The 13,107-nt window shown below is 61.4% G+C and carries 14 protein-coding genes; 6 read left to right on the top strand and 8 right to left on the bottom strand.

Annotated elements, in window-relative coordinates; all coding sequences use genetic code 11:
• Positions 1–201 precede the first annotated feature (201 nt).
• The gene (locus AWB78_RS26690; RefSeq protein WP_062608965.1) at positions 202–573 is read left to right on the top strand and encodes a YciI family protein; all 372 of its coding nucleotides are present in this window, start codon (positions 202–204) and stop codon (positions 571–573) included.
• A gap of 241 nt (positions 574–814) precedes the next feature.
• Here the strand turns inward: AWB78_RS26690 and phnN are convergent, their stop codons facing one another.
• Complete coding sequence (gene phnN / locus AWB78_RS26685) at positions 815–1,375, bottom strand: phosphonate metabolism protein/1,5-bisphosphokinase (PRPP-forming) PhnN (RefSeq protein ID WP_062608977.1); 561 nt, start codon at positions 1,373–1,375, stop codon at positions 815–817.
• A gap of 155 nt (positions 1,376–1,530) precedes the next feature.
• Between phnN and AWB78_RS26680 the strand changes: the two genes are divergently transcribed.
• Both AWB78_RS26680 and AWB78_RS26675 read left to right on the top strand, forming a co-directional pair.
• Entirely contained in the window at positions 1,531–2,313 is a 783-nt protein-coding gene (locus tag AWB78_RS26680; protein ID WP_062608964.1) for a DeoR/GlpR family DNA-binding transcription regulator, read from the top strand.
• Positions 2,310–3,479: an MFS transporter gene (locus AWB78_RS26675; protein WP_062608963.1), complete on the top strand. Its 1,170-nt coding sequence runs from the start codon at positions 2,310–2,312 to the stop codon at positions 3,477–3,479. The genes AWB78_RS26680 and AWB78_RS26675 overlap by 4 nt, the downstream gene beginning before the upstream one ends.
• 201 nt (positions 3,480–3,680) lie before the next feature.
• On the opposite strand, the gene AWB78_RS26670 is transcribed toward AWB78_RS26675, so the two are convergent.
• From AWB78_RS26670 to AWB78_RS26660, 3 genes are all read right to left on the bottom strand, one after another.
• Positions 3,681–5,537 carry a hypothetical protein gene (locus AWB78_RS26670; protein WP_157697627.1) on the bottom strand — a complete coding sequence of 619 codons (1,857 nt, stop codon included), beginning with the start codon at positions 5,535–5,537 and terminating at the stop codon, positions 3,681–3,683.
• Positions 5,538–5,940: 403 nt separating this feature from the next.
• A complete protein-coding gene (locus tag AWB78_RS26665; RefSeq protein WP_062608961.1) occupies positions 5,941–6,453 on the bottom strand; it encodes a flavin reductase family protein in 513 nt (170 codons plus the stop codon).
• A 136-nt stretch (positions 6,454–6,589) separates the two neighbouring features.
• A complete protein-coding gene (locus tag AWB78_RS26660) occupies positions 6,590–7,066 on the bottom strand; it encodes a GNAT family N-acetyltransferase (protein WP_062608960.1) in 477 nt (158 codons plus the stop codon).
• 363 nt (positions 7,067–7,429) lie between these two features.
• On the opposite strand from AWB78_RS26660, the gene AWB78_RS26655 reads away from it, so the two are divergent.
• The gene (locus AWB78_RS26655; RefSeq protein WP_062608959.1) at positions 7,430–7,948 is read left to right on the top strand and encodes a phasin family protein; all 519 of its coding nucleotides are present in this window, start codon (positions 7,430–7,432) and stop codon (positions 7,946–7,948) included.
• Between the two features lie 24 nt (positions 7,949–7,972).
• On the opposite strand, the gene AWB78_RS26650 is transcribed toward AWB78_RS26655, so the two are convergent.
• Positions 7,973–8,869 carry a LysR substrate-binding domain-containing protein gene (locus AWB78_RS26650; RefSeq protein ID WP_062608958.1) on the bottom strand — a complete coding sequence of 299 codons (897 nt, stop codon included), beginning with the start codon at positions 8,867–8,869 and terminating at the stop codon, positions 7,973–7,975.
• A gap of 212 nt (positions 8,870–9,081) precedes the next feature.
• On the opposite strand from AWB78_RS26650, the gene AWB78_RS26645 reads away from it, so the two are divergent.
• Positions 9,082–9,720 (top strand): hydrolase, encoded by a 639-nt coding sequence (locus AWB78_RS26645; protein ID WP_062608957.1) that lies wholly within the window; start codon positions 9,082–9,084, stop codon positions 9,718–9,720.
• 52 nt (positions 9,721–9,772) lie between these two features.
• On the opposite strand, the gene AWB78_RS26640 is transcribed toward AWB78_RS26645, so the two are convergent.
• Both AWB78_RS26640 and AWB78_RS48510 read right to left on the bottom strand, forming a co-directional pair.
• Positions 9,773–11,194: a serine hydrolase domain-containing protein gene (locus AWB78_RS26640; RefSeq protein ID WP_062608956.1), complete on the bottom strand. Its 1,422-nt coding sequence runs from the start codon at positions 11,192–11,194 to the stop codon at positions 9,773–9,775.
• A 469-nt stretch (positions 11,195–11,663) separates the two neighbouring features.
• On the bottom strand, positions 11,664–11,906 hold the full coding sequence (locus tag AWB78_RS48510; protein WP_232477887.1) for a hypothetical protein: 243 nt from the start codon (positions 11,904–11,906) through the stop codon (positions 11,664–11,666).
• A gap of 52 nt (positions 11,907–11,958) precedes the next feature.
• Here AWB78_RS48510 and AWB78_RS26630 point away from each other — a divergent pair, with 52 nt between their 5' ends.
• Positions 11,959–12,708, top strand: coding sequence for a sialidase family protein (locus tag AWB78_RS26630; protein ID WP_062608954.1), 750 nt, complete (start codon positions 11,959–11,961; stop codon positions 12,706–12,708).
• A 43-nt stretch (positions 12,709–12,751) separates the two neighbouring features.
• Here the strand turns inward: AWB78_RS26630 and AWB78_RS26625 are convergent, their stop codons facing one another.
• A complete protein-coding gene (locus tag AWB78_RS26625; RefSeq protein WP_062608953.1) occupies positions 12,752–13,069 on the bottom strand; it encodes an ABC-type transport auxiliary lipoprotein family protein in 318 nt (105 codons plus the stop codon).
• Positions 13,070–13,107 lie beyond the last annotated feature (38 nt).

The raw sequence follows: 13,107 nt of genomic DNA, 5'->3' as shown, positions 1-13,107 counted from the left end.
TTCATTTTGCGCAACCCCCAACATTGGATAGCGAAATTCTAGCGCTCCAAAAATGGGTTTTGACACAGTCTGGGCCGATCTCGTCCCGCGGCGGCGGCGAAACCGACTCGTTGGCGAGACCTGCCACAAAATTTTCCGGAGCATTGTCGATTTCCGATCATCAGCTTCGTCGTCAGCGCATACACACCCAAAGGATCTCCCATGAAATACCTCGGCCTGGCCTACTTCACGCCTGAAAAATTCGCCGCGATGCCGCCGGACGACGTCAAGGAATTGTTGAGCCAATGCCCCTCATTGGACGAGAAGATGCGCGCTACCGGCAAGGTTCTGCTATCCGCGTCGCTCGGCGACCTGGACCACTGGAGGACACTTCGCCCGCGCAGTGGCAAAACGCACGTCACCGATGGGCCTTACACCGAGTCGAAGGAAGTCGTGGGCGGCCTTTTTATCATCGAAGCAGATAGCCTCAACGACGCGTTGCGCATCGCGTCCATGCACCCGGCCGCCACGCTGGGCGAAGAAGGCGGATGGGCCGTCGAGCTTATCCCCATGGATTTCTACCTGGCTCGATAAAGGCCGGGGCGCCAGTCTCAGGAACGGGCTGGCGCTCCTTTCTCCGCAAGCACCTTCAAGGCTTCGTGAGTCATCACGGCGGTGTCCATTCCATCTCCGCCGGACCCAGGCTGGCGACTGGTCCCCGTCCCGACCCACGGTAGTCCTTCTACACGCGTGAAAAGTACGGCTGCTTAAGCCTGGAGAACGGCCAATCAGTGAGATCGCTGGATCCGGAGCGTCTCACACGCGCTCGGAAAGCCTAGCCACACTCAACAAGTGCGAACGCGTCGATAAGCTGCGTGCCTGCATCTGCCAGTACGCCCGAATTGTCAATCTTCACCACGCGTGCACGCGAAGGCAGTTTGAACGCCGGTCGACGCGCGAGACGCGCCTCGATCTGAGCAGCATCCTCGCGCCCGCGTCGTGCGAGCCGTGCGGCCAGAACCGGCAGTGCCGCATCGATGTGAATAAAGCGTGCATCGGGATAATGCTTCAACACGGTTGCCGCATGTTGCCGTGAGCCGTTCACGACGGCCGGCATGCCGCGTGCGAGCCATGCTTCCAACTCGATTCCGATGCCGTACCGCATCCCGTAACTGTCCCAATGCATCGCAAAAAGCCCATGGGCAAGTCGCGAAGTGAACTCGCCTTGTGAGAGGGAGATATGGTTTTCGCCGTCCGCGACCTCGCGTGTTATGTAGCGATGCGCGAACATGACGCGCGCGCCGACGCGAGCACGTGCGAAGGCGAGTAACGAGTCCTTGCCCGCGCCCGAGGGCCCCATCACGTAGATCAGCTTTGTGCTGTCAACGGTACTCATGTTGTAGCTCCCATTCATTTCTCGAACAGTATTCAGTCGCAGCGTCCCAAACCCAGCGAAATCGTGCGAAAACGTGAGCACGATACGGCGCATCATACGCTGATATGCACGTTTATTCACGTTTACATTCTTGTTTGTACACGATATGATGCGGCATGAACGAAGAAATCCCCCTCGCCAGACGCGACGAGATCGCGAATCGCCTCGCCCAAGGCAAACCCGTTGTGGCGGCCGCCCTGGCCGTTGAATTTGAGGTTTCCGAAGACGCCATCCGCCGCGACCTCCGCGCTCTGGCGGCCGCAGGCCGCTGCCGGAGGGTCTACGGCGGGGCGCTGCCGATTACTCCCGCTTCGGCGCCAATGGCAAGCCGCATTGAAAAAGCCATGGAGCAAAAGTCGGAACTGGCGCGTGCGGCCCTGCCGCTGATCCAGCGCGGGGAACTTCTGTTTCTCGATAGTGGCAGCACCAATCTCGCGCTTGTCGACGTGTTGCCCGAAGATTTCGACATCACGGTCGCGACCAATTCGGTCGACATCGCCGCTGCGGTGCTGCGTCGACCCGACATTCATCTCATCGTGATTGGCGGATCGGTCGATCCAGCGGTCGGCGGATGCGTTGATGCGAACGCCGTGCAGAACGTCATGCAAATGAATATCGACCGGTGCTTCATCGGGTCCTGCGCGATGTCGTCCAGGAGCGGGATCAGCGCGTTCGACCTCGCTGACGCGACTTTCAAGCGCGCCGTCCTGGCGTCCAGCGAGCACAGCGTGGTACTGGCACTCACCGAGAAGTTCGACACGCGCGCACCCTACAAGGTGGCAGCCATCAATGAGATCGAATGTGTGGTCGTCGAATATGACCTGCCGCACGAAGAGCGTGTGGCCCTCTCGAAAGCCGGCACGTCCGTCGTGGCGGCCCAGGAGCCGCAGAGTCCATGAACATGCGATCGACTCTCTCGGAGCCTGACGCAATAGCTCCGGGCCTGCCGGCAGCCCGACTGGCCACCCGTCTTGCATTTCTCGTGGCCGGTTTTGGCGTGGCGTGCTGGGCGCCGCTCGTTCCCTTCGCCAAACAGCGGCTCGGCGTCGATGACGGCGTGCTCGGCGTCCTGCTCCTGTGTATCGGCCTTGGTTCAGTCATCGCGATGCTGGTCACCGGCGCGCTCAGTGCGCGATACGGCAGCAAGCCGATCATCGTAGCCGGCGGCTCGGGGTTGGCCGTCGTTCTGCCTGTGCTGACTCTCGTTGATACGCCGCTCACGCTGGGTATTGCACTGCTCGCGTTTGGCGCATTCCTCGGCTCGCTCGATGTCGCGATGAACATCCACGCGGTCGATGTCGAGCGCGCGGAAGGCCGGCCTTTGATGTCGGGATTTCATGCGCTGTTCAGCGTCGGCGGATTCATCGGCTCAACCGTGATGACCTTTCTGCTTTCGCTGCGCATCGGGACGTTTGCAAGCACGCTGCCATGCGCCGTTCTGATGCTCGTCGTCATTGCGACGGCGCGCTCTCGTCTGCTCGTGTCGACCCACGCGAAGGGCGATCCACTGTTTGCCTTGCCGCACGGCATTGTGCTGGTGCTTGCCGGCCTGGCAGCGATCACTTTTCTGGTCGAAGGCGCATTGCTCGACTGGAGTGCATTACTGATCACCGGCACGGAGCTGGTTTCCCCCGCGCAAGGAGGACTAGGCTACATGTTCTTTTCGATCGCAATGACCGCCGGCCGCCTGGGCGGCGACGCGCTCACCGCGCGCATCGGCGACCGCGCGATGATGTTTTGGGGAGGACTGCTCGCGACCGCGGGTTTCGTGGTGCTTCTGACTGCACCGGCCGTCGCGCTCGCGATGGGCGGATTCGTACTGATCGGTCTCGGCGCATCGAATGTCGTGCCGGTGCTGTTCCGGCGCGCCGGGTCGCAGCGCGCAATGCCATCGACCCTCGCGGTTTCGGCGATTACGACGACGGGTTACGCCGGGCATCTCGCCGGGCCGGCGGGCGTGGGCTTCATCGCCAAGGCGATAGGATTGCCTGCAGCCTTCTGGGTGTTGGCGGTGCTGCTCTGTCTGGTTCCGGCATGTGCGCGTCTGGTAACGCGACAACCCTGACAGGATTGCTCATGACGGTCCCACGGGTCGGACGACCGAAGCTGGCCGGGCTCGGTCATCGACATCGATACATCGAAAGCGCAAGCGCGGTCCGCCGCCGGGTGGGACAACTCGGGCCTGCGCCCTCTTCTTCGCTGGGCGCGATAAAGACGAAAAGACCAAAAGACGTAGAAACGGCGACGGTCTGCCTCTTCGATGCGGCTATTTGCCTTCGGTTTCGGCCGGCTTGGTGGCGGTGAACGGAGTCGCGCTGACCTCGCCGTCGCCGTCCACCACGGTCGCCTTCAGATACGGTTTCGTATAGGTTTCCTTGGCGCTCACGTCGTAGTTCATCGTCGTGGTCATGCTCTGATTTTGCTTCTTCTTGTCCGAGCCGCCGCTACTCTGCTTGTTTCGGTCGTAGGTGGAATCGTCCGTGGAAGAACTACTGGAGCCGCCCGAGGAATCCTTGCTCGTGACGCTGGAGAACGACTTCTTCGTGTCGGTCGCCTCGCTCATGTGACGGTTCCATTCCGTTTTGGTCGTGCTGTCGAACGACTGTTCGAGGTTGGCGGTCGTGGTGGACGTGGCGTCGCCGGTGACGTCTCGGGTGCGCTTGCCCGATGTATCGTCTTTCGTGCCGCCCTTCTCGTGGACCGTCGTGTCTTCCTTGCTGTCGGTGTACTTGACCTTGCCCGTCTCGGCGAACGTACCGGCGACCTTATCGATGAGATCGAGCGCAATGCCCCATCCTTTGACCTTTCGCACATACTTGCCGATCTTCGGGATGTCCGAGATGAAGGGTATATCGGTAACTTGCTGAATGATGTTCACGCCTTTTTGCAGCCACCATGCCCAGTTCCTTTTCTCCTTGTCGCCGCTCTCGGTGTAGCCCTTCACGTTCTTCGTATAGTCGGTGAAGTGTCCTTCGACGCGATGCGTTTCCCACGCATCCTGATCGTGATACTTGAACGATGAAACCGTCTTCTGCACCAGTTCCGACTTCACCTTGTCATGCACGGTCGTCACGTTGGTGACCATATCGTCGAGCGTTTTCACGACAGCTTCGTTGTACTCCTGCTGCACCTTCTCGACCGACGACTCGCCGTGGCGTTCCTGATCGGTCTTCGTTCTCGTGGTGTCGACCTTCTCGCTCTCGTTGTCCTTGTGCGTTTCCTGCTGGCTCTCCGAACCCTGCGACTTGGTCGTCGTGCTGCCACTGTGGATGGTTTTTTCCGCGACGGGCGTGACGGGCACTTCGAGCAGGATGGTCGGCGTCGCGCGCGCCTTGTAGAAGAACTTGCTGCGGCCCGCATCGCTCATGACTTTCTGGTCGCTGGAGACCGTGATCTCCGTCTGCGAGCCGGGAAACTTCTCTTCCATGTGCGCCGACGCCTGCTGCTGGATCTCTTCAAAGTCGCCGAACGTCTTGATTCTCTCCGCGACGAACTTCTTGGCTTCGAACTGCGCGTCCGTCGCCTGCTTGCCCTTCAGGCCGCTGACCTTGATGCTGTAGCTCTTGTTGACATCCTTCGCATACTGAAGCTGCGCCGAGATCATGCCGGTGCCCTCGGCCGGGTTTTCGTTGAGCGGCGCGTTGTAGGTCTCTATCAACTGACCGCCTCCACGCGTTACGCCTTTCGACACCGAGACTTCATCGACGGACGGCGACAGCGACGCGATGGTCAGCGGGTTGAACCAGAGCGCGTTCTCCGCCTTGCTGCGTTCGGCCCCCGTGCTCGACGCACCCGGCAACTCTTCGTAGCTCGCCTTGATCTTCATCGGCGTCGAGGTCTTTTTAGCAGGCGCTGGTGAATTCGGGGCTGGAGTCGTTGTTGCTTTGGCATCGTTGGCGGGAGCCGGGCTTTCGGCCTGCGGCTCCTTGCGCTGTATCGTGATGCCGGATTGCGCCTCGCACAGCAGCCGGTTGACCGCCTGATTGCCGAGCGCACGTTGCAATCGAAGGAGTTCGGGTGTCTGGCGCTCGAGCTGAGGAAGGGCCGCCGCGGGCTTTTCGGCATTCGATCGTGCTCGACGCAGCGTCTGGTCTTGCGTCCTGACATAGGTTCGTGTCGCCATGTCTTCCCTCGATAGTGCGCGCCTGCATGCTCATGCGTGACGGGTCTCCCCAATATCGTTTTAATTCATCCGAAGCCGGATGTTCGGTTCTTGCGTTTGCCGCCTACACTCTGGCCGAAATCGACCGCTCGATTCGCGAACGGTGCTGGTTCGTTCTGCGTGCCGTATGCGTGACTCGCTTTCTTCCGGACGTCACGGTGCCTCGGGCTCAAGCACAAGGTCATCTTCTTTCGCGACCAGGACATCCAGCGTACGCACGCATCCGAAAGATCAGGCGAAGCTCGAGCGCATGGCGAGCCGCATGAGCATAGAGCGCGGCGTGTCGAGCATAAGCGGGTCGGCGGCCGACGTGGAGACCGCGCCGGAGTGAGCTAGCTTGCGTATCGCGGTGCGGCGGCACTGCCTACCTCGGTTCGCAAAACGCCTTCGCATAGAGTTCGGCGCTGTGATCGAGATTGCCGGTCGCCGAATACAGCAACGGCTGGCCGTTCGCATCGAGCACGGCGCCATCGACCACTCGTCCGAGCATCAGCCGATGATCCCCGGCCTCGGCCTCGCTGATGACCTGGCAGTCGAAATAGGCAAGCGCGTCTTGCAGCAGGGGCGCGCCCGTCAGACCGGCACGCCATGACGTCGACGACAGCTTGTCGACCGTGCGTCCCGATTGCGTGCCGAAGTGCTCGGCCAATGCCTGCTGATCCGCTCGCAACACGTTGATTGAGAACGCGCGGCCGCTGCTTAGAATCGGATAAGACGCATGCTCCGGGTTGATGCAGAGCGCGACGAGCAGCGGACTGAACGAGACCTGCATCACCGAGCTCGCCGTGAACGCATTCCGAAGATCGCCATGCGCGACGCCGATCACATACACGCCTGCCGTCAGACGCCGGAAGAGGTTTGCCATGTCATCGGCCATGATCGCACCTTTTCGATTCCATGCCGGTGGAACTTCCACGCACAATGCAATGTTTATGGGGCCGCCACGATGCGTTCGTCGGCGATTCTCCGCATTCGATGTTAGTCCGTTTCACCAGCGACTCATTGCGGCAGGTTCAGACGGAATGCGGCAGTGTCTTTTCGAAGCGTACAGCTTCACCCTGCTGAAGACGGTCATCATCGGTCGGCATCCGGCGATATCCACTGGCCTCGCAAACACGGGATGCACATCGCTCGGCGGGCATCGTCGCAAGCCACACCATGTGATAGCCAAGCAGCCGCGCTTCCTCTTCGAGATACGACAGCAGCGTCGCTTCCAGGCCGCGATATTGCGGACGAACATAGAGCAGGCGCACCTCGGCGATCTTATAGCTTTGTCGTCGAATGGCGCCGCATCCCATTGCTTCGCCCATCGCGTTTCTCGCGATCACGAAGCGCGCGCGGATGCTTCGCAGATCGCCGGGATCCGTGCTGTGCTGTCCGCTCTCGCCCGTCATCGCCGCGAGATAAGCCGCGCGTTCGTCGCGCAGGATGCGTGCCTCGAGCGAGTCGGGGTCCTCGCTGCCGATGTAGATCGTCTGAGAGTCGCTCATGTTTGCCTCGAAATGGAATGGAGCCGGGGACGGTTTCCTGTCAGCTATTCCAGCAACGAGCATTCCGCCGCACAAAACCGCTCGCACGAAAGCTCGAATTCCACTCACCGAGCGGTCGAAAGCCGCGCCTTGCGTCCGCAACCGGTTGCGACGAACGCTCGATATTTTCGCGGACGAAACGGGAACCGCCGTGCGCATACTTCGTCTGAGACGTGAGATGCGGCCTGTTCCGCCGGTCATCGCGTATCGCCGATTTTTTTATCGCGCATGCACGCGGCTGTCATATCGCAGTGAGCTAATCCCACGCAGGAAAGCAAGCCTATTCTTTTACCGATTTCTTTTCGACTTCCAGGAGTGCGGTCAATGTTCCACTATCCCGGTTATTTCGCTTACCAGATTCCGTCGCTCACGCGCGCCAATTTGCAGGCGTTTCTCAACGTGACCGGACGCTTCGCGAGCGGTCTGCAGGCGCTCACCGAACTGAACGTACAGACGGTTCGTAAAGTGATCGAGGAAAGCAACGCGCTTCTGCGCGCGGGCGATGAGGCCGGCGCGGGCGACGTCCTCGGCTGGCAGTCGGTCATGCTCGCGCAATTTCCCCAGAAGGCCGCTTCCTACGGACAGCATGTGCTGTCGATCATCACGTCGACGCAAGACGACATGCTCGGCGAAGTGCGCGACCAGTACGAACGCAACGGCATCAAGTTCGATGACATGGCGAGCGCCGCGGCCGACGATGTCGAAACGGCCGCGCAATCTTCGGGCGAGCTGATCACGAATCTCGCCGACACGGCCAATGACGCTGCCCGGGAAACGAGCGCTGTCGTGCTGGATGCGAGCGGTGAAGTCGTGAAGACATCGCGTGCGAGGCGCTCGCTCTGATCCGCGCGGCCGCGCGACACGCGCTCACTCGTCCTTCCGGATATGCGTGGCGAGGTGGTCGATCAACAGCCGCACTGCAGGCAGCAGGCCTCTGCGTGACGGAAAGACGGCATGGACCAGCCCGCCTTTGGGCGCCCACCCCGGCACGACATCGACCAGCTCGCCTTTTCCGAGCGCATCTTCGACGACCATATACGGCAACTGCACGATGCCCACGCCTTTGAGTGCGGCTTGCCGAAGCACGGTCATATCGTCGGTGATATAGCGGGGCGCGTGAGCGACGCGCGCCTCCGCTCCTTCCGGGCCGATCAGCGCCCATGCATGATCGCGCTGCGGTCCCCAATCGAGGCTGGGCATGCCGACGACGTCCGCCGGATGCGCAAGCTTTCCGTGCTGCTTCACGAGCGCCGGCGCCGCAACGAGACGCTGCGGACTGCCGGACAGTACACGCATGACGAGCCCGCTGTCTTCGAGCGGCGGAAAACGCACGCGCAGCGCGAGATCGAGGCCTTCGCCGAGGACATCGACCTTTCGATTGGTTGCATCGAGAAGGATCTGCACCTTCGGGTATTGCGTCATGAAGTCGGCCACGAGATCGCCGATCCGGTATTCGAGCAGCGTCGTCGGGCAACTCATGCGCACAATGCCCTGGGGCTCCGAAAGTTTGCGCTCCATGACCTCGCGCGCGGCATCGGCTTCGACGAGGACCGCGAGGCAGCGCTCGTAGAATTCCCTTCCCGTCTCCGTCACGGAGAAATGCCGCGTGGACCGGTTGAGCAGGCGAACGCCGTATCGTGCTTCGAGTTCGGCGATGCGCCGGCTCAGCTTGGACTTGGGTATGTTGAGCGCGCGGCCGGCTTGCGTGAAACCACGGTTATCGACCACTTTGACGAAATAGAAGATGTCGTTCAGATCGTCCATTACTGTTCCTTCGGCAGAACAATAAAGGCATCTTACGGCATTGGCCCATAAGAAAACGCGCGTTGTTCTGCTCATGGAACACAGTCGGCATTTTTAAGGACTGGAAGCCGCGTGGTCGCTCGCATAGCATTTCCTTTGCATGCGGACCCGATGCATCACGCATCGATCATCGGCATCGTCTTTTATTTACTGCACTGTTTCCGGAGACAAACATGGCAAGCGAACCCATTCGCGACCCCGCGAACGATCATCTTCTGACGCCGCAGAACGCGGCATTCATCGTCATCGATTATCAGCCGGTTCAGGTGAATTCCATTGCGTCGATGGATCGTCAGCAACTGGTCGATAACATCGTCGGCGCTTCGAAGGCCGCGGTCGCATACAAGCTGCCGATCATCCATTCCACGGTCAACGTCAAGACCGGCCTGAACAAGCCGCCAATTCCGCAACTGCGCGCCGCACTCGGCGACTATCCAACCTACGATCGCACGAGTATCAACTCGTGGGAAGACGTCGAATTCCGCGCGGCCGTCGAGGAAACCGGCCGCAGGAAGCTCATCATGACTGCGCTGTGGACGGAAGCCTGCCTGACGTTCCCCGCACTCGATGCGCTGAAAGCCGGCTACGAAGTGTATGTCGTCGTCGATGCGGTCGGCGGAACGTCGGTGGCGGCGCATGAAGCCGCTTTGCGCCGTATCGAACAGGCAGGCGGCAAGATGATCAGCGTCGCCCAGCTTTTCTGCGAGCTTCAACGCGACTGGGCGCGCAGTGACACCGTGCCGGCCTTCATGAATCTTTTCATCGAAACGGGCGGGACCGCGGGCATCCAGTTCGCATACGACAAGAACTGACGCGCGCCGCGCGGCGGCCTGTTTCGTTCAGGCCGTCGCGTGATGTGCCATGTCATTTGGCGCCGCCTGTCTCGACGGGAGCGGAGGGCAATGCGTCGATCAGGCGCGCGAGAAACGTCTCGTGATCCCACGCCTTCTCGGGACGCGATAGACCCATGCGGACCACGACGAGCTCGCGGCTCGGCACCACGCTCACGAACTGGCCTTCGTGACCGACCAGATGGAACGCGTCGGGCGGCAGCGCCGGCGGTGGCGATGCGTGACTGTCGAAGGGCTCCGGCACCTTGACCCAGATATGAGCGCCGTAATCGCGGCGGGGCGATTGCAACGTGACCTCGCGCATATAGCGCACCCAGCCCGGCGGCAGTATGCGCTTGCCGTCCCATACGCCGTCCTGCAACAGAAGTTGCCCGAAGCGCGCCCAATCGCCTGCGCTCGCGCACACGAACGACGCACCGACGAGCATGCCCGCCGCATCCGCCTCGAACACCGCCGTGCGCATGCCGAGCGGCTTGAATAACGCGCGACGCGGGAATTCCAGATAATCGCGCTCGGTGCCGCCAAGTGCCTGCCGGATCACCCGCGAAAGAATCTCGGTCGTGCCGCTCGAGTATTCCCATCGTGCGCCGGGTGCGAAATCGAGCGGCTTTCGCGCGGCATAGGCGCTCTGATCCGCTTCGGCGAACAGCATGATGGCGACGTCCGAGAGCGGGTCGTCATAGTCCTCGTTGAACTGCAGGCCACTCGTCATTCGCAGCAATTCGTCGAGCGTGACGCGCGCGCGTGCGTCTTCATGGCCGCGCCACTCCGGCAGCAGCGCGGTTGCGTCCGGCGAGAGCTTGCCTTCGCCTACCAGCACGCCAATCAACGCAGCAATGACGCTCTTGCTCATGGACCAGCCGATGAGCGGCGTCTGTTCGGAGAAGCCCGGCGCGAACCGTTGTGCAATGATCCGGCCGTTTTGCATGACCACCAGCGCGCGCGTGCGCCGGGGATTGAGCGGATCGGGTTCGTCGAACGCGCTGTCCATGACGGCATGCAGCGCATTGTCGTTGTCGTGGACATTCGTCGCCTGCGTCGCATTCGGCGGCGCGCGATTCGATGCCGGTTCGATCATGGTCGCCGGGCCGGCGAGTGCGTCACCGAGCTTCAGTGTGCAGCCGAGTCCCGGTCTGAACCAGGCTGCGCGTGCGGCCATGCCAAGAAAGGTCGCGCGGGCGCGGCGTGCCTGCACATCGACTGTCGGATGCACCAGATGCAGAAGCGGATGGACGCCGGCCTGAATGTCTTCGTCGATGACCTGCTGCGCGGGGCGCCCCGACACGAACACGCCGGTACAGAGAATCTTCGCGGCATAACCGGTGCCGATCGGTGCAATGCGCGACAGGGTGAGGCCCGCGTACGCCAGCGATGCGATCAACGCGAGACCGAGTGTCCACCAAAGAATCGCGATTCGACCGATCGACCTGCTCATGGCACGAGGGTTCACTCCGGGGCTGTCGATGAGACATCGGCTTCCCGATTCTAGCGGCAAGCGAAGCGCCAATGTTTCTGCAAGCGCGTACATGCTATGTCCGCGCTCCTGCAACCCTCATACCACATCAATGCAATAGGCGACGCCGTGCGCTGCGCTCACAGTCGCGATGACTTTTCCACACAACTTTGGCGAACGCGACCTAGTGTGTTTCTGTACACGAATCGGTGTACCTGGTGGCGCGAGATAGCAAGGCAAGTCCTTTTCGTATGCATCGGAGGATCACAGTACGAAGGTCATCGTGATGGTGATGTAAAGCTGGCGGTGCCAACGCGTTTTCCCCTTTTCGCGAGGCAATAAAATGAACTCCAACTTCAGACGCCTGTCCCTTTCACTCTCCCTCGGATTCGCAAGCGGCGCTGTCATCGCGCTCACGTGCGCCATCGGCCCGGGCGCCCACGCGCAAACACTAGGCCCACTTGTCCGTATAACCTCCGGTGATCCGTTCAGCGGATGCACCGCAGACCAGGTGCATGCGCAGCAGGCGGCGTTCGGGAGCATCCTTTTTCCGGCCACGTCGATCGAGCCCTGGGTGGCGGTCGATCCGACCAACCCGTATCGCCTGCTCGTCGGCCATCAGCAGGATCGCTGGAACGCCTGCCACCATCGCTCGAGACGACGCCGACCAGTCCGCGTGAACCGCCATCGGCACGGCGACGCCGATCTATCAGCCGGGCACGAACAAACAGACGATCAACAACATCGTGCGCGTGTTGCCGAACGGGACACTGCTCGATTTCTTCACAGGGCTCGGTGTCACGCCGGCGGGTTCGAGCATCGGCTATCTGAAGTCCACGAACAAGGGCGCGAGCTGGAGCGCGCCGACGTTCCCCATCGACATTCAGTCTAGCGGCGCGGTCACTCCGAACAGCGGCGAAGCGGTACGCGATGCCTCCATCCTCTTCAGTGTCGCAGTGGATCCGATGTCGGGGGCTCTCTATCTCGTCTGGCAGGACACTCGTTTTTCGACAGCGAAGTGCTCCACACCCAATGGGCCGTTCGACATAGAGGAGATTCTTTTCAGTCAGTCCAATGACAACGGGGCTACCTGGTCGACACCTGTGAAGATCAACAAGACCCCGGTGAATGCCACGAAGCCGTGTCGACAACAGGCCTTCATCCCTGCCGTGGCGGTGGCGGGCAACGGCACGGTCGTGGTGACCTACTACGACTTTCGTTACGACACTGACAGTTCCGACTTCGAGGGCACCGACTATTTCGCGCTCTTCTGCAACACGGCGTGCACGGACCCCGGCAAATGGGGATATGAAAAACGGCTGACCGAAGCCTCGTTCAACATGCTCGACGCTCCAAACGCCGGTGGCCATTTCCTCGGCGATTACATGGGCCTGGCTGCGACCGGACCCAGGACCAGGACCGTCCATCCCGTATTCGGCATCGCCACGGCCCCCAACGTGACGGCCGAATTCACCCGCAAAATCACCTTGCCGTGAGCGCGAACCGGGGACTGGAGGCGACCGGCTCCAGTCTCCGGTGTCAGCGGCAACTCAACGACTGCGCGATCCGGTCAGCCAACCCGGCGAGCGCACGGCTCATCGCAGCGGCCTGTGCTTCGCCATCGACGCCTGTCATTGGCGCGCGCAACGTCGCATGTCGCATCGATACGACCCGATCCGGGTTTCGTGCGACGAGCGTCAAATCCCCTTCGACAGGCACGCCGATGCCGACCATCGTGACGACGAGCGCGCGCGTGCCTTCCGGCGCCGGCAAGTCGGGGAGGCACGAACGCGCCTTCGGGAAGCCGTGCCGCGAGATCGCGCGCCAGCGTGAGACGCATCCTCGCGGATAAGACATACCTGCGATACGCGCGTCGGCGAACTGGAGAAGATGAC

The organism is Caballeronia calidae, from assembly GCF_900044055.2.
Lineage (GTDB): Bacteria > Pseudomonadota > Gammaproteobacteria > Burkholderiales > Burkholderiaceae > Caballeronia > Caballeronia calidae.
The sequence above is the reverse complement of the archived record's forward strand: the minus strand, read 5'-3'. Positions and strand labels throughout refer to the sequence as shown.